The 21,607-nt window shown below is 58.1% G+C and carries 14 protein-coding genes; 10 read left to right on the forward strand and 4 right to left on the reverse strand.

Translation table 11 applies throughout. The annotated features are described in order from the left end of the window. Nucleotides 1-112 precede the first annotated feature (112 nt). Both AC19YQ_RS07525 and AC19YQ_RS07530 read left to right on the forward strand, forming a co-directional pair. Complete coding sequence (locus AC19YQ_RS07525) at nucleotides 113-844, forward strand: response regulator (RefSeq protein ID WP_133077269.1); 732 nt, start codon at nucleotides 113-115, stop codon at nucleotides 842-844. Further along, on the forward strand, nucleotides 834-2,294 hold the full coding sequence (locus tag AC19YQ_RS07530) for an ATP-binding protein (protein ID WP_133077270.1): 1,461 nt from the start codon (nucleotides 834-836) through the stop codon (nucleotides 2,292-2,294). The genes AC19YQ_RS07525 and AC19YQ_RS07530 overlap by 11 nt, the downstream gene beginning before the upstream one ends. Here AC19YQ_RS07530 and AC19YQ_RS07535 read toward each other — a convergent pair. Beyond that, nucleotides 2,263-2,910, reverse strand: a complete 648-nt coding sequence (locus AC19YQ_RS07535) for an AP2 domain-containing protein (protein ID WP_133077271.1) — start codon at nucleotides 2,908-2,910, stop codon at nucleotides 2,263-2,265. The genes AC19YQ_RS07530 and AC19YQ_RS07535 overlap by 32 nt on opposite strands. 354 nt (nucleotides 2,911-3,264) lie before the next feature. Between AC19YQ_RS07535 and AC19YQ_RS07540 the strand changes: the two genes are divergently transcribed. The 6 genes from AC19YQ_RS07540 (at nucleotide 3,265) to AC19YQ_RS07565 (ending at nucleotide 9,959) form a co-directional block, all read left to right on the forward strand. Continuing rightward, nucleotides 3,265-4,554 carry an ABC transporter substrate-binding protein gene (locus AC19YQ_RS07540; RefSeq protein ID WP_133077272.1) on the forward strand — a complete coding sequence of 430 codons (1,290 nt, stop codon included), beginning with the start codon at nucleotides 3,265-3,267 and terminating at the stop codon, nucleotides 4,552-4,554. 103 nt (nucleotides 4,555-4,657) lie between these two features. After that, on the forward strand, nucleotides 4,658-5,566 hold the full coding sequence (locus AC19YQ_RS07545) for a carbohydrate ABC transporter permease (RefSeq protein WP_019822330.1): 909 nt from the start codon (nucleotides 4,658-4,660) through the stop codon (nucleotides 5,564-5,566). A 1-nt stretch (nucleotide 5,567) separates the two neighbouring features. Next, entirely contained in the window at nucleotides 5,568-6,413 is an 846-nt protein-coding gene (locus AC19YQ_RS07550; protein ID WP_326398999.1) for a carbohydrate ABC transporter permease, read from the forward strand. A gap of 3 nt (nucleotides 6,414-6,416) precedes the next feature. Next, nucleotides 6,417-7,577, forward strand: coding sequence for an ABC transporter ATP-binding protein (locus AC19YQ_RS07555; RefSeq protein WP_133077273.1), 1,161 nt, complete (start codon nucleotides 6,417-6,419; stop codon nucleotides 7,575-7,577). 83 nt (nucleotides 7,578-7,660) lie between these two features. Then, nucleotides 7,661-8,998 (forward strand): carbohydrate porin, encoded by a 1,338-nt coding sequence (locus AC19YQ_RS07560; protein ID WP_133077274.1) that lies wholly within the window; start codon nucleotides 7,661-7,663, stop codon nucleotides 8,996-8,998. A gap of 97 nt (nucleotides 8,999-9,095) precedes the next feature. Continuing rightward, the gene (locus AC19YQ_RS07565; protein WP_133077275.1) at nucleotides 9,096-9,959 is read left to right on the forward strand and encodes a D-hexose-6-phosphate mutarotase; all 864 of its coding nucleotides are present in this window, start codon (nucleotides 9,096-9,098) and stop codon (nucleotides 9,957-9,959) included. 79 nt (nucleotides 9,960-10,038) lie between these two features. Here AC19YQ_RS07565 and AC19YQ_RS07570 read toward each other — a convergent pair whose 3' ends face one another. The 3 genes from AC19YQ_RS07570 to AC19YQ_RS07580 form a co-directional block, all read right to left on the reverse strand. After that, nucleotides 10,039-12,801 carry an RHS repeat domain-containing protein gene (locus AC19YQ_RS07570; protein WP_500594864.1) on the reverse strand — a complete coding sequence of 921 codons (2,763 nt, stop codon included), beginning with the start codon at nucleotides 12,799-12,801 and terminating at the stop codon, nucleotides 10,039-10,041. A 162-nt stretch (nucleotides 12,802-12,963) separates the two neighbouring features. Next, nucleotides 12,964-17,775 carry a SpvB/TcaC N-terminal domain-containing protein gene (locus AC19YQ_RS07575; protein ID WP_500594865.1) on the reverse strand — a complete coding sequence of 1,604 codons (4,812 nt, stop codon included), beginning with the start codon at nucleotides 17,773-17,775 and terminating at the stop codon, nucleotides 12,964-12,966. Between the two features lie 591 nt (nucleotides 17,776-18,366). Continuing rightward, nucleotides 18,367-19,227 carry a MurR/RpiR family transcriptional regulator gene (locus tag AC19YQ_RS07580; protein WP_173667433.1) on the reverse strand — a complete coding sequence of 287 codons (861 nt, stop codon included), beginning with the start codon at nucleotides 19,225-19,227 and terminating at the stop codon, nucleotides 18,367-18,369. A gap of 205 nt (nucleotides 19,228-19,432) precedes the next feature. Here AC19YQ_RS07580 and zwf point away from each other — a divergent pair, with 205 nt between their 5' ends. Together zwf and pgl are read left to right on the forward strand one after the other, a co-directional pair. Continuing rightward, entirely contained in the window at nucleotides 19,433-20,902 is a 1,470-nt protein-coding gene (gene zwf, locus AC19YQ_RS07585) for a glucose-6-phosphate dehydrogenase (protein ID WP_219262906.1), read from the forward strand. Then, nucleotides 20,889-21,602: a 6-phosphogluconolactonase gene (gene pgl, locus AC19YQ_RS07590; protein ID WP_133077278.1), complete on the forward strand. Its 714-nt coding sequence runs from the start codon at nucleotides 20,889-20,891 to the stop codon at nucleotides 21,600-21,602. Before zwf ends, pgl begins: the two co-directional genes overlap by 14 nt. Nucleotides 21,603-21,607 lie beyond the last annotated feature (5 nt).

Below are 21,607 nucleotides of genomic sequence, written 5' to 3' on the forward strand. Positions count from 1 at the left end.
CATGCACACACTGTGGGAGCGGGCTTGCTCGCGTTAGCGCAGACATCGAATCGCTTGCATCGCGAACAAGTCCGCTCCCACAGACGTGATAAAAACAATAAGGAACATCACTGTGAGTGCACCCGGCAAATCCATTTTGCTGGTCGATGATGACCAGGAAATTCGAGAACTCCTTGATATCTATCTCACCCGCGCCGGTTTTCAGGTGCGTACCGTGGGCGATGGTGCGGGCTTTCGTGAAGCACTTGATGGGGCCGCCAGTGATCTGCTGATCCTCGATGTCATGTTGCCCGACGAAGATGGCTTCAGCCTGTGCCGATGGGTGCGACAGCATCCGCGCTTTGCCCAGATCCCGATCATCATGCTCACCGCCAGTTCTGACGAGGCCGATCGCATCATTGGCCTTGAACTGGGCGCCGACGACTACCTGGGCAAACCCTTCAGCCCCCGTGAACTGCTGGCACGAATCAAGGCATTGCTTCGCAGGGCGCAATTTGCCAATACCAGTTCGGGTAACGAAGTCCTGGCGTTCGAAGAGTGGCGACTGAACACCGTGACCCATCGACTGTTTCATACCGATGGCGAAGAGGTGATTCTGTCCGGGGCTGATTTTTCGTTGCTCAAGCTGTTTCTGGATAACCCGCAACAGATTCTTGACCGCGACACTATCGGCAATGCGACCCGCGGTCGGGACCTGATGCCTCTGGACCGAATTGTCGACATGGCCGTCAGCCGCTTGCGCCAGCGTCTGCGCGACACCGACAAGCCCCCCCGGTTGATCCGTACCGTACGCGGCAGCGGCTATCAGTTGGCGGCTCAGGTCTTGTCCGGCAATGACCTTTAATTTCCTGCGCAAATGGCACATGCCCCGCTCATTGCTGGGGCGCATGTTGCTGCTGACGTTGCTTGCCATTTTGCTGGCGCAAACCTTGTCGAGCGCGATCTGGCTGTCGCAGTTGCGCACCACGCAACTCGAAGGGCTGGTCAACAGTGCGCGCAGCATGGCGCACTCGATGAATGCGACCGTGGCTTACCTGCGCTCCCTGCCGCTGGCCTATCGTCCGCTGGTGCTGGATCAATTGCGCAGCATGGGCGGAACACGGTTTGTGGTGAGCCTCAATGACAGGCCCCTGGACATGCCCGTATTGCCGCCGACCCAGCGCAAACAGGCGGTGCTGGACGCCGTGGACAAGGTGTTGCGCGAGGCGGTGGGACCCGATGTCGACATGTCGGTGACGTTTGTCAGCCCCCAGGACCTGCGCATTTTCAATGCGGGCCTCAAGCTCGATGAGTTGCCCCGTTCCTGGGCGCATTTCGCCTTGACGCTTGAGCCGGTCAATCCACCGGTGCTGGTGACGCAAATCCAGATGGTGCCGGGCGAGTGGCTGTATATCGCGTCCCTGTTGCCGCAGCCGTACACCAGCCTCGAAGAAGAAGGACTGCCGGCATTGCAGGTGTGGTTCATCGTGCTCAGCAGCGTCTTTTTATTGTTGTTCATCGGCTTGCTGGTGCATTGGCAAAGCCGCCCGCTCAAGCGTCTGGCCCGGGCGGCCCGTGACATGTCGCTGGGTGAGGATGAAGTCAGGCCGGTCGAGATCGGAGGCGGCAGTGAGGTGGTCGAAGTGGGGCGAGCCTTCAACACCATGCGTGCTCGCATCAGCCGTTATCTGACCGAGCGCAGTCAGTTGTTCAGCGCCATTTCCCATGACCTGCGCACCCCGATCACCCGCCTGCGCCTGCGGGTCGAGCTGCTTGAAGACGAGCAGTTGCAGCACAAGTTCGGACGCGATCTGGATGAGCTGGAGATGCTGGTCAAAGGTGCGCTGCAGTGCGTGAAAGATACGGACATTCACGAAAACATCGAGGCAGTGGACTTGAATCACCTGCTCGATTGCTTGATCGAACCGTATTTGCTCCCTCAGGGAAACGGTCGCGTAACCCTTCAGGGACGAGCCCTCAAACCTTACCCCGGCAAGCCGCTGGCCCTGCGCCGCTGCATGGGCAACCTGATCGACAACGCCCTCAAGTACGGCAACAACGCGCACTTGCGTATCGATGACAATGAGCAGGCCTTTGTGCTGACCGTTGATGACGAAGGACCGGGGGTGCCCGAGCAACGCCTGGAGCAAGTCTTCGAGCCTCACTTTCGCCTGGCCGGGCAGCAGCAGGGTTACGGGCTGGGACTCGGGATTGCCCGCAGTATTGCCCATAGCCACGGTGGTGAAGTCAGTCTGCAAAACCTGCGCGTGGGCGGCCTGCGGGTCACTTTGCACTTGCCGCGAAATGGCGATTGATCGACTGGCTCGCCTGTTCGGCACTGATGGGTAGCAAGGGTTCCAGTGGGCGGTCTGAGGCCACTTCCATCATGGACGTTGGCTGGCGGTGACTGCTCATCGCGGCGTTGATACGGTTTTCGCGCACCCGCCTGCTGGTCTGACTGAAGTGCAGCTGCAGTTTTTCCATGGCCACGTCATAGGGTTCGTTGCACAGGGTCAGTTGCCTCTCGCGCTCTTGCAGCGCCAACCGCTTGGCCTCGTCATCGCCATAGCGATCCACACGAAAACTCTTGCTCAGGTTGTAACCGTGAATGCGGGTCGTGGCGCGCCAGTAATGGATCTGGTTGGCGTGCACCCGATAGACCCCGGGGTGCCCGCTGGTGTTGTGGCGCGTCAGGCGCTGGCGATTTTCATAGGTGAGGGGCTGGGGCATTTCCAGCACCAGCTGGTTGCGCAAATGTTCAGCTGCATCCAGGGCCGCGGCCTCACCGCCATACTCGGCGAAGTCGAATTGGTGGACATGCACTTTGCCTGAGCGCCGGATGTCCAGTTTCCAGGCGTAGCGGCAACCGTCCGGATACTCCATCGGGCAAATGAAACAGTGGTTCTGGGCCGTTGCTCGATATTTCTGCATGAGTCTCATCTCCTGATGGGTGTCTGCATCCGTTCTTGAAACGTGGCGATGTGTTGCAGACTCGCTGAAGTTATTTACAGGTTCAACGTGGGAAAACGACTTCGGGATGCGTCCTACAGTCAACGCAGAAAATGCCTTACGTGGCTTTGGGGGCAGCTTTATGGCTTACAGGAAAGCAGAGTCAGACATCGTTGAAATATCCTCGGAACCAAACGCCCTCACTCTGCTTCTGTGTCACCAGGTTGTGACATTTGAGCGTCTCTTCGTTACGTGCGGGCAGACGGTGATGGATACACTCTTTGGCAGCGCAAGCAAAAAGACTTGCACAGCTATAACAACAAGAAAGGTCCAGACATGAATTCATTCAATCGCCTCGCCGTTGTCATTTCTCTGGCTACATTATTCCCCCTGGGTGCTTATGCCGCTGCCCCTGCCGACTCCAAAGGCACGGTTGAAGTGGTGCATTGGTGGACCTCCGGTGGTGAGGCCAAAGCGGTTGATGTGCTTAAAAAGCTGATCGAAAAAGACGGTTACACCTGGCAGGACAGTGCCGTGGCAGGCGGTGGCGGTGCCGCCGCCATGACCGTACTGAAAACCCGGGCCGTCTCCGGCAACCCGCCTTCAGCAGCACAAATCAAAGGCCCTGACTTGCAAGAGTGGGGCGCGCTCGGTTTGTTGACCAACCTCGATGAGGTTTCCAAGGCCAATCACTGGGACACCCTGCTGTCGAAAACCGTCTCCGACACCATGAAATACGACGGCCATTACGTGGCTGTACCGGTGAACATTCACCGGGTGAACTGGTTGTGGATCAATCCCGAAGTCTTTAAGAAGGCAGGCATCGACAAAGCGCCAACCACTCTTGATGAACTCTACGCGGCAGGCGACAAACTCAAGGCCGCGGGCTTTATCCCTCTGGCCCACGGTGGTCAGCCGTGGCAGGACAGCACGGTCTTTGAAGACCTGGTGCTCAGCGTCATGGGGCCAGATGGCTACAAGAAAGCCTTCGTCGATCTTGACGAGAAAACCTTGACCGGCCCCCAGATGGCTGAAGTTTTCACCCACCTGAAAAAACTGCAGGGCTACATGGACCCGGATGGCACCGGTCAGGACTGGAACCTGGAAGCCGCCAAGGTGATCAACGGCAAGGCCGGTATGCAGATCATGGGTGACTGGGCGAAAAGCGAGTGGGCTGCTGCGGGTAAAAAGGCCGGCACTGATTTTGAGTGCGTGCCATTCCCGGGCACCCAGGGCAGCTTTACCTACAACATCGACTCGCTGGCGATGTTCAAGCTGTCGGCCAAGAACAACACGCCGGGCAATATCGCCGCGCAAAACGACGTGGCCAAAGTCGCGCTTGAGCCTGAATTCCAGTACGTGTTCAACCAGAACAAAGGCTCGATCCCGGTACGCAGTGACCTGGACATGAGCAAGTTCGACAGCTGTGGCCAGGCCTCAGCCAAAGACTTCGCCCAAGCGGGCAAGGCCAACAGCCAGCTGCCGAGCATGGCGCACAACATGGCCACTTCACTGGCGGTGCAAGGCGCGATTTTCGACACCGTCAGCAACTTTATGAGCGACAAGAGTGCTGATCCGGCCACGGCCGGTAAAAAGCTCTACTCGGCCATCAAGTCCGCACAGTAATTCGTTGATCTGACCTGCCACGCCTGCGCGTGGCTCCCCCTTATCCCTGGTTGTGCGGCATCTGCGTGTGCAGATGCCGGCATACCCTCTCGGGAGTATTTCGATGAGTTCCGTGGCTGTGTTCAGCAAGGCCTCGCCGTTTGATGCGCTGCAACGCTGGTTGCCCAAGCTGGTCCTGGCACCGAGCATGCTGATCGTATTGGTTGGCTTTTATGGCTACATTTTTTGGACGTTCCTGCTCTCGTTCACCAATTCCAGCTTTATGCCCAGCTACAAATGGGTTGGTTTGCAGCAATACGCACGACTGATGGACAACGACCGCTGGTGGGTCGCCAGCAAAAACCTGGCGGTTTTTGGCGGGATGTTCATCGTCATCAGCCTGGTGATCGGCGTGTTTCTGGCCATCCTGCTCGACCAGCGGATTCGCAAGGAAGGCTTCATCCGCACGATCTACCTGTACCCGATGGCACTGTCGATGATCGTCACCGGTACGGCCTGGAAGTGGCTGCTCAACCCGGGCCTGGGCCTGGACAAAATGCTCCGTGACTGGGGCTGGGAAGGTTTTCGTTTTGACTGGCTGCTGGATCAGGACCGGGTGGTGTACTGCCTGGTGATCGCTGCGGTGTGGCAGGCTTCGGGATTTGTGATGGCGATGTTCCTGGCCGGATTGCGCGGGGTCGATCAGTCGATCATTCGTGCGGCCCAGGTCGACGGTGCGAGCTTGCCGACCATCTACCTGCGCATTGTGTTGCCGAGCCTGCGCCCGGTGTTTTTCAGCGCCTTCATGATCCTTGCGCACATTGCCATCAAGAGCTTCGATCTGGTGTCGGCAATGACCGCCGGTGGTCCGGGATATTCCTCCGACTTGCCAGCCATGTTCATGTACTCCTTCACCTTCAGCCGTGGGCAAATGGGCATTGGTTCTGCCAGCGCGATCATGATGCTGGGAGCGATTCTGGCCATCCTCGTGCCGTATCTGTATTCCGAGCTGAGGAACAAACGCCATGACTAACATGACAAGCGGCATCGGCGCGTCCCGATTCACCTTCAGCCGCCTGGCCATTTACGCCACCCTGATTCTTGCTGCGGCGGTCTATTTGATCCCCTTGGTGGTGATGCTGCTCACCAGCTTCAAAAGCCCGGAAGACATCCGCACCGGCAACCTGTTGAGCTGGCCGCAAGTGATTGACGGCATTGGCTGGATCAAGGCCTGGGACACGGTGGGCGGGTATTTCTGGAACTCGGTCAAGATCACCGTGCCTGCGGTATTGATCTCGACTTTTATCGGGGCCATGAACGGCTATGTGCTGTCGATGTGGCGTTTTCGCGGCTCACAGCTGTTTTTTGGCTTGCTGCTGTTCGGCTGCTTCCTGCCGTTTCAAACAGTGTTGCTCCCGGCCTCGTTCACCATCGGCAAGCTCGGGCTGGCCAATACCACCACCGGCCTGGTGCTGGTGCACGTGGTGTATGGCCTGGCCTTCACCACGCTGTTTTTCCGCAACTACTACGTGAGCATCCCGGATGCGCTGGTCAAGGCTGCACGGCTGGATGGCGCGGGTTTCTTCACGATTTTCGGGCGAATCCTGCTGCCGATGTCGGTGCCGATCGTGATGGTCTGCCTGATCTGGCAGTTCACTCAAATCTGGAACGACTTTCTGTTTGGTGTGGTGTTTGCCAGTGGTGATGCGCAGCCGATTACGGTGGCGTTGAACAACCTGGTCAATACCAGCACCGGCGCCAAGGAATACAACGTTGATATGGCTGCGGCCATGATCGCGGGGCTGCCGACGCTGCTGGTTTACATCTTTGCGGGCAAGTATTTTCTGCGCGGGCTGACGTCCGGCGCGGTCAAGGGGTAAGGCATGGCGACTCTCGAATTACGCAACGTGAATAAATCCTACGGCAAGGGTTTGCCCGACACGCTGAAAAACATCGAACTGAAAATCGATGACGGCGAGTTCCTGATTCTGGTGGGGCCTTCGGGCTGCGGTAAATCGACCCTGATGAACTGCATCGCCGGTCTTGAAACCATCAGCGGCGGGGCGATCCTGGTGGACGATGCCGACATCAGCGGCATGAGCCCCAAAGACCGTGATATCGCCATGGTGTTCCAGTCCTACGCGCTGTACCCGACCATGAATGTGCGGGACAACATTGCCTTCGGTCTCAAGATCCGCAAGATGAGCGCGGCGGCGATCGATGAAGAGGTGGCGCGGGTTTCCAAGCTGCTGCAAATCGAACACCTGCTGACCCGCAAGCCCGGCCAACTGTCGGGTGGTCAGCAACAGCGCGTGGCCATGGGCCGGGCGCTGGCGCGGCGGCCCAAGATCTACCTGTTTGACGAGCCGCTGTCCAACCTCGATGCCAAGCTGCGGGTCGAGATGCGCACCGAAATGAAACTGATGCACCAGCGCCTGAAAACCACCACCGTCTACGTCACCCATGACCAGATTGAAGCCATGACCCTGGGCGACAAAGTGGCCGTGATGAAGGACGGGATCATTCAGCAGTTCGGTACGCCCAAGCAGATCTATAACGATCCGGCTAACCTGTTTGTGGCGAGCTTTATTGGCTCGCCACCGATGAACTTCATTCCCCTGCGCCTGCAACGCCGCGAGGGCCGCTTGCTGGCCTTGCTCGACAGCGGCCAGGCACGCTGCGAGCTGCCGTTGAGCATGCAGGACGCGGGGCTTGAGGACCGTGATGTGATTGTGGGCATACGCGCCGAGCAGATTGTACTGGCGCCCGCAGAGCCCAACGGCTTGCCCGTCATTCGCGCCGAAGCCCAAGTCATCGAGCCTACCGGCCCGGACACCCTGGTTTTTGTAAACCTGAACGGGAGCAAGGTCTGCTGCCGAATGGCCCCTGATGATGCGCCTCAGGTGGGTCAGAGCCTCAATTTGCAGTTCGATCCAGCCAAAGTGCTACTGTTTGATGCGAATACGGGCGAGCGTCTGGGGGCGATGGGTTCGCCTCAGACGCTCGGCCGGGCTGATAACGTGGCGCAATTCAAGGGTCGTTAAGTCAACAGGGAGCCTGTTACCGGGCCTCCTTGGGTGGTGCCGCGTTATAGAAAGCCAATAAGAAAACAACGAGGATTTAAGGGATGACTAACAGAATGACCCGTACCCGTCTGGCCTGCCAGCTATCGGCGATTGTCGCGCTAAGCCTGGGTGCAAGCAGTGTCTACGCTGACGAAGCGTTCAGTGCCGATTCGAAATGGATGACCGGCGACTGGGGCGGTGAGCGAACCAGACTGATCGAGCAGGGCATCGACATCAAGGCCGATTACGTCGGTGAAGTCGGCGCCAACCTGCATGGCGGTTACAACGATGACAAGACAGCGCGCTACAGTGACCAGTTCGGTCTGGGCGTCGCGCTGGACCTGCAAAAGCTGTGGGGCTGGGACAACACCCAGGCCAAGATCCAGCTCACCAACCGTAATGGCCAGAACATCTCCAATGACCGTATCGGCGACCCCCGTGCCGGTACCCTGAGCTCCTCCCAGGAAGTCTATGGCCGTGGCCATATGGTGCGTTTGACCCAATTGTGGATTCAGCACCAGTTCCTCGACGGCAAACTGGACGTCAAGGCCGGTTACTTCGGTGAAGGCGAAGACTTCAACACCTTCCCGTGCGAATTCCAGAACCTGGCGTTCTGTGGCTCCCAGGTGGGTAACTGGGCCACCAACGTCTGGTACAACTGGCCGGTCAGCCAGGCGGCACTGCGGGTGAAATACAACATCACCCCTGAGCTGTATGCCCAGATTGGCGCGTACAACCAGAACCCGTCGCAACTGGAACACGGCAACGGCTTCAAACTCAGCGGCAGCGGCACCAAGGGCACGGTGTTGCCGGTCGAGCTGGTCTGGTCGCCGAAGGTCAACGACCTGCCGGGCGAGTACCGTGTTGGTTACTACAAGAGCACGGCGCCTGCCGATGACGTGCGCGTCGACATCACCAGCACCGGTCAGGACTATCGTGTACGCGACAGCAAGCACGGTTACTGGTTTGTGGTGCAGCAGCAACTCACCAGCCACAACGGTGACCCGTCGCGCGGTCTGAATATCGCGGCCAACGCCACTTTTCACGACAAGGCCACCAACATCGTCGACAACTACCAGTCGCTGATGTTTGTGTACAAGGGGCCTTTCGATGCCCGTCCCAAGGATGACATCGGCATTGGCGCCGCCCGCATCCACGTCAATGATGACGTGAAGAAAAGCGCCGAGCAGATCAACGCCTCCATTGGTGCCACCGATTACAACGATCCGCTGTACTCGCCACTGCGCTCCACCGAGTACAACTACGAACTCAACTACGGTTTTCACGTGACCAACTGGTTGACCGTGCGTCCAAACCTGCAGTACATCACTCACCCGGGTGGTGTGGACAAGGTTGACAACGCACTGGTGGCCGGTCTGAAGATTCAGTCGACGTTCTAAATGCGCTAAGCTCCTTGTTTTTCCAGCGGATAGCCTTGGCTATCCGCTTTTTTTCGGGGCTGCACACCTCGGCGCATGATTTTCAGGACTGCGGCACATGCATGAGCATCCGCTTCACCGTTTTTTCAAATCCAGGCGCGAGCAGCCGGTCTTCCAATGGGAGCGTTTTCAGCAGCGCGACGTGCTGGTGATCGATCACCCCCATTGCCAGGCGGTGTTCAGCCGTCAGGGCGCGCAGCTGCTGCATTTTAAGCCAACCGGGCAAAAGCCCTGGTTGTGGTGCGCTGCCAAGTGGCCGCAGGTGGGTGCGATTCGCGGTGGAGTGCCGATTTTCTGGCCCTGGTATGGTCGCCACCCCAGTGAAAATGCATGGCCATCCCATGGCTGGGCGCGGTTGATCGACTGGAAACTGCTCGATAGCAGCAGCGACGAAGAAGGGGTGACCCTGCACTGGCGCTTGAAGTTGTGCGATTGGCAGGTCGATTTACATGCACGACTGGGCGAAGAAATGGAACTGCGTTTGAGCACCGAGCATCAGGATGATGAGCCTTGCCAGGTCAGCCAGGCCTTACGTGCTTACTGGCGCATCGGAGATGTTGCCAAGGTAGCGCTGTCTGGTCTGGACGGTGTTCACGGCTACGATCAGTTGAATCGTGAGGTTTGCCAGCAGCAGGGTGAGTTGCGGGTGGCGGGCGGTTGTCAGCGCGTGTTCCAGCATGACGGAGAAATGCAGCTCAATGATCACGCCTGGCAAAGGGCGCTGAGCATCGATACCGGGCATCAGGCCAATACGGTGGTCTGGCACCCGGGCAAACGACCCTTGCTGGGCGTGAGCTGGAATGAGGTGATGGGTTTTGTGTGCGTGGAGTCCACCAGCGGTGGCATCCACAACCAAACCCTGGCGCCGGGGGAGCAGGCGCATTTGAGTTTGCAGGCGCGGGCGAGGTTGGTGGGGGTTTGAGAGCTTTGTGAAGTCGGCAGGCCAGAGCAGCGACAAGAGAGTCTGAGGTCGGGTTTTATTAACCCAACCTCAGAGATGCTCAAATCATTACATGGCCGGGTGCAGACATGGCATTAAAAAGTGCAATCATTTGATCCTCATCAAGATCCCCTGCTCCCGTGGTGGTGGGCTTGAAGTATTTATCGAATACGATGTTGCCTTCATCATATTTGTTGCTAGTCAGCATCAGATTTTCCAGCGCGGAATTAAAACCCGTATCGAGTCTCTTCAATTCGCGGGAAAAATGTAAAGAACCTGCGGTTTCCGAAACCATTTTGAAGTGGTCGTCAGGGTTGGCTGTCATATCATTTTTACGGTAAATGATGTGCTGAATTGCTTTGAACTTTTTGAAGCTTTCTTTGTTCATCTCTTTCAAGATCGGATTTTTTTTGTAAGTGGCAAACGTACTGGAATGAATGCCTTTTTCTCCGCCCCAACGATTGAATTGAGTCGGGCCTGCAGTCATTAATGTTTTTTCCTGGTGCTGCGGGGAGGCGGGCAGAGGTGCGATAGGCACGTTGTCCACATCATTGAACACGCCACCCAATTTATAAGTCAGCTCGGTTTTTAAAATGTCCGAACCGGATGCCAGATGGGCGCGTTCTCCGCTTCTTGATGCTTCAAATTGTGTGTAACGCTCCTTGGTCTGGAATTTTTTAAACCACTTTTTCTCTTTGATATTAATCACTTTTACACCACTGCCAAGGCTGCTTTGCAGGGCCTTGAGCTGAGTGTCTTCCCCCGGATTTGGCAGGACGTGCAATTCAACTTTATAGGCACTGTTGGTGAGCGCTATTTTTTTCAAGTTGGAATGATGCTGCTCAAGATTTTTGAGTTCTCCTTGCCAGAAGTGATGGATAACGTTCGGTACTGATTTTTCTTTGGCCAGTCCGTGCAAGTCCCGGTGAGTGACAGGATTGTTATTGACCATTGAGTACACATTAAGCCCATCGACACTGCCCGCCGGATCCGGGCAAATCCACCGCTGCAACCACGGTGCGTAATACCGTGCGCCGTAGTAATACAACCCTGTGGCATCGCGCTCTTTGCCGGAATAACGCAGGGTCTTGTATCTGGCCTGCACGGCACTGCGTGCGGCCCACCAGGATGTACCGCCGTAGGGGTAGTAACTTTCCTGGCTGATCAGTTCGCCCGCGTGATCCAGCTCCAGGGTGCTGCTGCCCAGATGATCACCCAAACTGTAGCGCCACTGATCGGGCTCGGTCGCCCAATGCAGCACCCGGACCTGGTTGCGACCGGCCTGGGTCGTCACGACATGTAACTGCTCGCCCGTGGTGGGTGTGCGGATTTCCAGACCCGGCAAATACAGCACCTCAATGACCTGTTCACCACCGCCGGTCTTGGCCCGGCGTACCTTGCGCACGCGCTGACCCGTGCCGTCATAGATATAAGTCTCGACATCGTCGTCCCGGCCATCAGGTGCCTCGCGCATCACCTGCGTGACCTGATGCAATTGATTGCGAGTATTCCAGTGCATGAGCTGCCCCGGTGCCAGTGCCTGTTGATTGCCGTTGGCATCGAAACCACTGGCAAACTCCGCGGGTGCTTCACCCTTGAACAGGCTGCGGTTGCTGTGTTCTGCCACCACCATCTGGCGCAGATAGGTGTTACCGGCGCCAGCATCAAGTTTGAGTGAAGTCAGGTTGGCGCCGCTGTCATAGGTGTAGGTCTGGGTGTAGTTGCGCCAGTGGCTGTCATCCCTGGCGCCGAAAATCTCCAGCCCGGGCAGTTCAGGTCCGATACGTTGGCTGGCGTTTTCCCGGCCCGTGGCTTCGATCAGTTGGTAGAGGGAGTCGTAACGGTAGGTGCTGATTGCCTCAACCTGTTGTTGGGCAAACCACTGTACGGGCTGGGCCAGATCTTCGATGCGCTCGATATTGCCCACCGGGTCGTACTGGTAGTGCAGGTCTTGCAGTAAATGCCCGGTCAGAGTGCTGGCCTTGAGCCGTTGCAACCGACCATTTGCCGCTGAGTAGTTCGCGATGGTCAGTACATTGTTGCCAGCTTGCTCTGTCTCCACCTGATCGAAGGCGTTGTATTCGCAGCTTTTGAGTAGTGCTATACTGTCCAGCTGTGACGCGCAGGGCCGGCCGGTAATGTCGACGTTTATCGAGCTTACGTGGTTTGCTGCATCGGTTTGCGCGATCACCGCGCCCAGTGCGTCGTACTGCCAGCGGGTGCTGTAGCTGACGGTCTGAAGCGGGGCATCCGGCCAGTGGGGAGCGGTCAGCGAGACGCAAAAGCGCCGGGTCTCAATCAGTGGCTGGCCGGTTACGGCGAACGCTTCATGCCACACACTGCCGGCTGGATCGTCGTGACGCAGCATGCGGCCACACCGGTTGCGTTGAGCATCTTCAGTATTGTTTGCGGCATAGGTAAAGCGTTCGACGCACTGCTCTACGTTTTCATCAGCCCCTTTTTCAAACAGTGCAACAGGTCGCAGTTGCTCATCGTAGTCCAGGCGCATAAAGCTTTCACGCCCGTCCCAACTGTGCACGGCCTGTGCGGCCGCGTTGTAGAAACGCACGCGCCAGCCTTCATCCACCGAATCACTGCATAGCTCCTGCCCCGTCAGGCTGAAGCGAGTTTGCTGATTGGCCACCGACAGTCGCGCATCCCATTGTTCGGTGAGATGACCCAGCGCGTTATACCGTTGCCGCGTGGTGTGGGCCGATGGTGTCTGACTGATGTCCCGGCGATGGTAAGCCACGCTGCGCAGCAGGGCTGCCCGCGGATCTATCGAGATCAGTAATGGCGTTTTTTGGTGCAATTGATAAGTCATCGTTGCCATACCTGATTGTTGCTTTGGCTATCGAGACTCGTCGTCCATTACGAGGCATTTGTACTGTCAAGAATGACCAGTTTTTTCAAGGGGAGCGCTAACGCCTGTGTTTCATCGCTACCCGAGAATGCGACTTTGAAAATCACCGTGAACGTGCTGCCGTCAGCCAGTTGCATCAGGTAGATGGCGGGGGGACGTCGCAATGTTCAGATCAAGGACCTGCGAATTGAGTACCTCGCTTGTGCGTGTCACGGTATAGGCCACTTCCACCGTTTTGCCGATGTTGGCAGCCACGGCTGTTTTTGGAATATCAAACAGCACTTGACCTGTCGCACTGCCTTGTTTTGCTGCCAGCGAAGGTGAGCCTGCACCGGCGACACCACTCCAGCTCATCGTAATGCTGTCGGTGGCCAGCATGCCCGGGTATTCAACCCGCACCGTTGCGCCTTCAAGGGCTTGCATCGGATCGAGCCGGTTGCCGCGCGCCTGCAATACGCTGGCGACTCTCGGGTGTTCCAGTGCCTCTTGATACAGGTCGTTCTCATCCTCGGCAATGGTGTACCAGTTCATGTACGTCTGGCGGCGCCAATAGCCACTGGCGGTAATGGTTTTGGTGGGGCGCCCCAGGGGGTCATAGAACTGCTGGTCGCTGTAGCCGAACTGGCGGAACGACTCATCGTTGATGTAACGGTATTGGTTCGCGAAATAAGGCCGGTAGATGCGAACGGCCAGCCCTTTGTTGTTGTATTCCACGCGCTCACTGACGCACCAGCGCTCGGTGGCCTGAACTTGAACCGGTTCACCGTCCTGGGTTATCAGGTTGCCCTTGTCGTCGACGGCGTAGGCCAGGCCCGGTTCGACTTTCTGTTTGCTTTGCAAGGCACGGCCAAAACCATCCGAGGCGCTCAGCGACATCCTCACCTGTTTATCGGGATCCCCCGGATAGCGGTCAGCTTGCAGAACGGCGCTGTGTGCCGGTTCGCGAGGCAGGGCCAGCAAGGCTGAGCAGGTCTGGGCCGGAATCTGGTTTACAGGGTAATCACCCTTGGCCAGGCGCTTGCGCGCACTGGCACGCAAATGTCCGGAGGGCATCAGCACGCCCAGCTCAACTCCGTTGGGTAACAGGTCCGGCGGGGCTTGGCCCATCCAGCTACTGCTTTCGTAGAAGAGTGCGGTTGCCAGATCGCCCATGACCGAGCTGTCGGCAATGGCCTGGGCGGCGCTTGCCGGCACCCACGAATGACTGTCCATGTTGCCAAAGCCGACCTCTTTAACGGCTTGAGTGCCTTCGTCCCATTCGGTGCCCCAGAAGGTGGTCAGCACCACACGGCCCATCCCGTCGTAGCGGGCCTGGCTGACATTCTGATTGGGGTCGCGAATCCATTTGACCTGCAACGTGCTGTAGTCATGGACTGCATCGGTCACGCCGTCGTCAGGTGCCGTGAATCTGACAGGCAATAGCCAGAGGCTGTCATAACTGACCTTCGATGGCTTGACCCATGCGACCGCTTTTTGCTCAAGCACCGTGTTGAAATGCTCGACCCCGGCAAAGGTTGTGTATCCCGTGCGCGCTGCCCAAATGCTGGTGGACGTGTCAACGGTATTGCTGGTTGGCCGCCACAGTCCGACATCGACATAGCCCGCTGTTTCGAGTCGGGCTTTCACCTCGCCAGGGGTGCTGCCCAGCAGGTTTTTGTCTGCGCCCTGATCATCCTTCACGACGTAGGCTTGCAGGGCGGCGGCATCCAGCTGGCCCTGTTCGCTGTATTCAGGCAGCGCTTCGAAGTTCACCGTGCCGTCCGTGCAGCCCTGGTATTGCACGCGGCTCTGGCCCGCCAGCATGCGCTGGCCGTTGGCCGGGTCTTTGCCCAATGGCGATTGCGGACCAAGAAAGGCTTCGTAACCGATGACGTCGACCGACGGATCGTCAGCGGGCACAACATAGGCGCTCGCCTGGCTGCGGTAGGGCAGGCCCAATCGCAGGTAATCGGTCTGGTGGATATGCAAGACTCGCTCACGCATCTCGCTCAGGTAGAAGCACAGTTGGGCGTCATCCCTGGCATCCATCCACCAGCGCCGCAAATGGGCGTGCTCTTCATCGTCGGGATAGGGCGGTTGTGCGCTGGCACGGCGGGCATAGGCGACGCTGACGCCGTGGCTGACAGTGCCATAGTCATCAATGGCCAGGGTGATTTGGTGCTGGCAAAGCGGGTCATCGGCCAGGCGCTCGTACTGCAGGCTGCGTTGCTCGATGACAAACCCCAGCATGACGCTGTAAGGCGCAACGTCGGAGCGCGCTTGCAGCAGGCGAACGCCAAACCGGCTTTGCGTGACGCTGTAAGGCACGGCGTTGCCATCGACGCCCAGAGTTTCGGCGCGTAACACCGAGCCGCTCAAGGTTCTGGCCGCGTCGCGCAGTGTCGGGGCATCCCAGTCAGTGTGCGTTTGCTCGGTGCCATCAATGTGTTGGGTGCACAGGGTGTTGCCCAGCGGTGCCATTTGGATATCACCGGCCCAGGCATCAGGCACGTCCATATGCAGGGTTTTGCCGGTGTGGAACCAGGTCTTGCTCTGTACGGGTGCGCTGTAGCCCTCGGTATCGCTGGTGTCAGCCTCGGTGTCGGTTTGCAGCAGCAGTCCAAACCCGCGAAATTCCCGTTCCACGCCATCGTAATAGCCGTGCCGATAGCTAAAGAACTGGGACAAATGGTTGCCGGTAATCTGGTCGAACTGGCGCTGCTCGCTGACCAGATGCATTGCGAAGGGCAATTCGGATACGGCCAGAGACGGATCTGGCAGCAGGGCTTTTTCGTCCAGCCATTCCTGCGCCGATGAGCGATACACCACCTCGCCCCCGGCGCCCATGTTGTTGTCCGAGGCACACAGCAAATACGGTTTGTTGCCAGCGACAAAGTCACAGCGCCAATGCTCGGGTCGCAGCTGGGTGTTGTGGGTACTGCTGGTCACGACCAGGCTGGAGCAGCCCAGCCCTTGCAGGTCGGCCACGCTGACTCGGGTCAAGGACTCGTACTTCAGCCCTTCAGGCAAAGGGATCGTGACAGGGGCGGCGAACCCGTGTCCGCTGAGGTTCATGAAAACCTGCACCGAATCACTTTGCAGGTACAGGATGTCGACCGCGCCGGAGCCATCCAGGTCGGCGAGGCGGATATGGGCAGGGTTGAACTCGCCCGCAAAGTCCAGCTTGCCAAAGTTGACCGGTTCGCCAAATCGGCCGCGCCCCAGGTTCGGGAAGCAGCGCACGGACTGGGCGGTGATATGGATCAAATGCTGCTGCCCGGAGCCCAGCATGTCACTGAACGCCATCAGTTCGCAGCGTTGGTCACTGACCGCGGGCAAAGGCGTCTCAGTGCTTGAGCGGCTGACGTCGACGGGGTTGTCGAAGCCCTTGTTTTTCAAATTTACATACAAGCGCACGCTGCGGGTCCCGATCATTGCCAGGTCCGACAGGCCGTTTCCCATCAGGTTGGCCAGCTGTGCCTGCGGGTGGAAAAACTCGGTGGGGAAGGCCGCGTAGGGCGTGAAGTGGTTCCATTGCTGGTCGGTATCCAGGGTGAAAAAACCCGCTAAGGACGGTTGGGCCACCAGCCAGTCGAGCTTGCCGTCACCATTGATGTCCGTGAGCACCTGCAGCGTTGGCGAGTTGTTGTTGGCGACCGGAATCTGTTTGAGCTGCTCCTGGGCCGCGTAACTCACCGCGTTTTTATTCGGGCCGGGCATCGGATGACGGATGGGGCGACGGTAGTACCAGGCGTTTTGCAGGCGATAGAGGATCCCGGCCAATCCGTCGCCAAACAGATCCACCAACTGGTAGTTATCGGCATCGATGCCAGGGCTCTGGGGGGGCGTCTGCTCGGTAAAAAACGGTGAGAACGTTGCGGACTCCGGGGTGAAAGTGAAGGGGGTGTAGTCGAACTCTTGCGGCGGGTTGAATTGCGCTTCTTGCCCAACATAGCCGATGACGTGGGCCGCGGTCAGCAAGGACACGGCCGGTTCCTGGCGGTATTCCAGTTGCAGGCGCTGTACCAGCGAGGGTTCGCCCTGGAGCAGGACAGGGCCGCTATTGTCCGGACCATCGGCGCACCAATGGAACATCAGCACCTGATGGCACAGTCGCAGCGTGCGCTCTTCGAACCCGTAGCGGTAATTGCTGACCGGATCGGCCCGCAACGGCCACTGCGTACCCGGGGTTTGGGGGTACAGGGGCTTGACCGTCAGACGGGCATCACATTCGCCATAGTCGAAGACCAGATCAAACAGCCAGGTGGGCACCACCGGCTTTTGCAGCAAGAAGGGCACCCGATCCCCTGTCAGGTTGCCGTATCGCACCCGTTGCAGGTAACGATGGGTGCTGCTGTCGCGGCCTAGCCAGGTATCGGCTACTGGACCGGTCAGTGTGTTGAGCGATGCATCGTTCTCAGAGATGTATTCGTACAGCACGTGCTCGCCATTGGCGGCGACCGACTCTTCAAGAAGCCACTCGGCCACCCAGGTCGAGGCGCCCCGCAGGTGTTGCAGGCGGGCGTTGTGACTGTGGCCGTACACATGAACGCTGCCGTCCGCGAGCTGGATCAACCAGAACGAGTCGGTTGTACCGACATAGTGCTCGAGCGTGCTGAAGTCGCCTTCTACCCGTGGACGGTAAGCGGTCACTTGATAGTTTTCAGGCAGCTGTCGGTCGCGAAACAGTGAAGTGTCTCGGGTGATGATCTGGCCGCTGGCATCCCGTTGCGCCAATAACACATCGCCACTGGAGGAGAGGTAAACCGGCTCGGCCAAATGGCCATTGGAGTCGGGCTCGAACTGAGGTGTTTGCAGACTGGTTTGCCGGCTGATCGAGGGGCGGTTGATGGACCAGCCCTGACCAAACTCGGTGCGCCCACCGCCACTGCTGTAGCTCAGGCTTAGTGCGGGGGCATAACCGCGACCTGGAGTAATGGGCAGCGGGATTGCCAATGAAGCGGCACCGGTAAAACCTACGGCTCCCCAGCCCTTGCCAATGCTTTGAATGGCGCCGCCGCCTTTAGGCAGTGAGGGTGCAGCAATACTGAGCGGTTCTTAGGCCATGATCATGAGCTCCTGCCACGGGGACTTTTCAGATAGATCGATCTGAATGTGTAGGGGCAGGAGCAGCAGGCGCAGCAACGTCTGAACCCCGTTTCAAAAAATGACCCCGAGGTGTTCACGTTATGACTGTTTTCGACAGCTGTAACCTGTCATATCTGACAGTTAAACGTCTTTGGAGCTACAGCTTTATAGGCGGTAAGGGAGCGATTGCTTTAGAAAACAGGGGCTGGAAAGAGGAGGGGGGAAGAGCAGGGCGCTGCCGCTTGTCGGCTGGCACGGTAGTCGTATTTGTAGCCGCTGAGGAGCGTAGCGAGGCTGCGATCGGCGGCGCAGCCGTCGTAAAGTCAGCCTCCCAGTTTAATCAGGCAAACCGTGTATTGCGGTTTAACGACCGCTACGCGGCCGATCGCAGCCTGCGGCAGCGGCTACAAAAGCGGGCAGGCGGTGAATGTGTAGCCGCTTAGGAGCGTAGCGAGGCTATCAGTTGAACTCGTCGCCTACCGGGTAGCGGCTGGCATTGAGGCTTTCCTTGATTTTGCGCAGGTGCGGCTGGAAGTCCACGCCCCGGCGCAGGGTCATGCCGGTGGCAAGTACATCGAGTACGGTGAGTTGGATGATGCGCGAGGTCATCGGCATATAGATGTCGGTGTCTTCGGGCAGCGGAATGTTCAGGCTCAAGGTACTGGCCTTGGCCAGTGGCGAGTTTTCTGCCGTCAGGCCCAGCACTGAAGCGCCGTTGGCCCGCGCAATGCGCGCCACTTCCACCAGCTCGCGGGTGCGTCCGGTGTAGGAAATAATCACGAACAACTCACCGGTATGGGCTACGGACGCGATCATGCGTTGCATCAGTACGTCGGCATGGGCGGTGACCGCCAGGTTGAAACGAAAGAACTTGTGTTGTGCATCCAGCGCCACCGGAGCCGAAGCACCCAGGCCAAAAAAGTGGATTTGCCGGGCCTGGATCAGCAAGTCGACGGCGCGGCTGATAAGGTTCGGGTCCAATGCCTGGCAAGCGCTGTCCAGTGAGGCAATGGCGCTGCCGAAAATCTTTTGGGTGTAGGCTTCGGGATTGTCGTCGGCTTCGACCGCGCGGCTGACATAGGCTGCGCCGCTGGCCAGGCTTTGTGCCAGTTGCAGCTTCAGTTCAGGGTAGCCGCTGACGCCAAATGAACGGCAGAAACGGTTAACCGTCGGCTCGCTGACCGAAGCCGCCTGAGCCAGTGCTGCGATGCTGAATCGGGTTGCCTGCTGCGGGTTCTGCAAAATGATTTCAGCCACTTTGCGCTCGGCCTTGTTCAGGTCTTCGAGGCGGCCCTTGATCTGTTCGAGTAAATTTCGCACGCGGTCCATTTATGATCCTTGGGTCAGCGATGCAAGAACCGCTCTAAAGCGGTTCTGGAAGGTGGCCTATCCTACTGGTGGCCTGTGATGACCACTAGCAGGAATCTGTATTTTGAGAAAATGTTGTGTTTATTACTACATTTTTCCTTGAGTGATGCCTTGAAAAAAGGTATTTGTAGCTTAACTTGATAAAAGAACAAACATCATGCCTTCGATTACGGTTGAACCGTGCACCTTTGCCTTGTTCGGCGCCCTTGGCGATTTGGCCTTGCGCAAGCTGTTTCCTGCTTTATACCAACTGGACCGCGCCGGTCTGCTCCATGCGGATACGCGCATTCTCGCCCTGGCCCGTGAGCCGGGCGAAGCCACTGCGCATCTGGCGCACATCGACAGCCAGTTGCGCCAGTATCTGGGCGAGAAGGAAATCGAAGTTGAGGCGCTGACCCGCTTCCTGGCTCGGTTGAGCTACCTGCATGTGGATTTTTTCAAGACTGAAGATTATGTGCCTCTGGCAGAGCTTGCCGGAACAGAACAACGCCTGATTGCCTACTTCGCCACACCGGCTGCGGTTTACGGCGCCATTTGCGAGAACCTGTCGAAAGTCGGCCTGGCTGAAAATACCCGCGTGGTGCTGGAAAAGCCCATCGGCTCGGACCTCGAGTCGTCGCGCAAGGTAAACGACTCCGTGGCGCAGTTCTTCCCCGAGAACCGCACCTACCGCATCGACCACTATCTGGGCAAAGAAACCGTCCAGAACCTGATTGCATTGCGCTTTGCCAACAGCCTGTTCGAAACCCAGTGGAACCAGCGCTACATCTCCCACGTTGAAATCACCGTGGCCGAGAAAGTGGGCATCGAAGGTCGTTGGGGTTATTTCGACAAGGCCGGCCAGCTGCGCGACATGATTCAAAACCACCTGCTGCAGTTGCTGTGCCTGATTGCGATGGACCCGCCAGCGGACCTGTCGGCTGACAGCATTCGCGACGAAAAGGTAAAAGTGCTCAAGGCCCTGGCCCCGATCAGCGCCGAAGGCCTGACCACCCAAGTGGTGCGCGGCCAGTACATCGCCGGTTACAGCGAAGGCCAGTCAGTGCCGGGTTATCTGGAGGAAGAAAACTCCAACACCCAGAGCGACACCGAAACCTTCGTTGCGCTGCGTGCCGATATCCGTAACTGGCGTTGGGCGGGTGTGCCGTTCTACCTGCGTACCGGCAAGCGCATGCCACAAAAGCTGTCGCAGATCGTGATCCACTTCAAGGAACCGTCGCACTACATCTTCGCCCCGGAGCAGCGTTTGCAAATCGGCAACAAGCTGATCATTCGCCTGCAGCCGGACGAAGGTATTTCCTTGCGTGTGATGACCAAGGAGCAGGGCCTGGACAAAGGCATGCAACTGCGCAGCGGTCCGTTGCAATTGAATTTTTCCGACACTTATCGCAGTGCTCGGATTCCGGATGCCTACGAGCGTCTGTTACTCGAAGTCATGCGTGGCAACCAGAACCTGTTTGTACGCAAAGATGAAATTGAAGCGGCATGGAAATGGTGCGACCAGTTGATCGCGGGCTGGAAAAAGTCCGGTGATGCGCCCAAGCCGTACGCGGCGGGTTCCTGGGGACCGATGAGTTCCATTGCATTGATTACGCGGGACGGGAGGTCTTGGTATGGCGATATCTGATTTGAAACTGCCTGAGGGTGTCCATGCGCACACCTTCAAGAACCCGGCGTCCATGGCCGAGGGGCTGGCAATAAGCGTTGCCGGGCAATTGAACCAGGCCATTGCCAGTCAGGGCGTTGCGACGCTGGTGGTGTCTGGTGGTCGCAGCCCGGTGGCGTTTTTCGAGAGCTTGATCAAACAACCGATCGACTGGTCGAAAGTGGTCGTCAGCCTTGCCGATGAACGCTGGGTGCCGGTTGAACATGCCGACAGCAACGCTGGCCTGCTCAAGAAGCATCTGCTGCGAGGCCCGGCTGCCAAGGCCCGTTTTGTCGGCTTGTACAACGCGGCTGCGACAGTTGAAAAGGCTGCACTGGAAGCGGATCAGGGCCTGGCCGAGCTGCCGCCGATTGATGTCCTGATTCTGGGCATGGGCGATGACGGGCATACCGCGTCGTTGTTCCCCAACAGCCCGAACCTGACCGAAGCCCTGCAACTGGACAACCCTCGTCGTTGCTGGGCGATGCTGGCGCCTACGGTGCCGCATCAGCGCCTGAGCATGAGCCGCAGCCTGCTGGCGAGCGCCAGGCACAAGGTGCTGTCGATTCAGGGACAGTCCAAATTGAACACCCTCAACGAAGCGCTGGGGAGCAACGATGTTGCCGCCTTGCCGATTCGTGCCTTTCTGCAACCTACGTTAGAGATTTACTGGTGCCCATGAGCCAA

It is taken from the genome of Pseudomonas sp. MF06569, from assembly GCF_059862735.1.

Coding starts and splice junctions, on each gene's coding strand:
- AC19YQ_RS07530 (WP_133077270.1), top strand. CDS start 834: ATGACCTTTAATTTCCTGCGCAAATGGCACATGCCCCGCTCATTGCTG.
- AC19YQ_RS07535 (WP_133077271.1), bottom strand. CDS start 2,910: ATGCAGAAATATCGAGCAACGGCCCAGAACCACTGTTTCATTTGCCCG.
- AC19YQ_RS07540 (WP_133077272.1), top strand. CDS start 3,265: ATGAATTCATTCAATCGCCTCGCCGTTGTCATTTCTCTGGCTACATTA.
- AC19YQ_RS07545 (WP_019822330.1), top strand. CDS start 4,658: ATGAGTTCCGTGGCTGTGTTCAGCAAGGCCTCGCCGTTTGATGCGCTG.
- AC19YQ_RS07550 (WP_326398999.1), top strand. CDS start 5,568: ATGACAAGCGGCATCGGCGCGTCCCGATTCACCTTCAGCCGCCTGGCC.
- AC19YQ_RS07555 (WP_133077273.1), top strand. CDS start 6,417: ATGGCGACTCTCGAATTACGCAACGTGAATAAATCCTACGGCAAGGGT.
- AC19YQ_RS07560 (WP_133077274.1), top strand. CDS start 7,661: ATGACTAACAGAATGACCCGTACCCGTCTGGCCTGCCAGCTATCGGCG.
- AC19YQ_RS07565 (WP_133077275.1), top strand. CDS start 9,096: ATGCATGAGCATCCGCTTCACCGTTTTTTCAAATCCAGGCGCGAGCAG.
- AC19YQ_RS07570 (WP_500594864.1), bottom strand. CDS start 12,801: ATGACTTATCAATTGCACCAAAAAACGCCATTACTGATCTCGATAGAT.
- zwf (WP_219262906.1), top strand. CDS start 19,433: ATGCCTTCGATTACGGTTGAACCGTGCACCTTTGCCTTGTTCGGCGCC.
- pgl (WP_133077278.1), top strand. CDS start 20,889: ATGGCGATATCTGATTTGAAACTGCCTGAGGGTGTCCATGCGCACACC.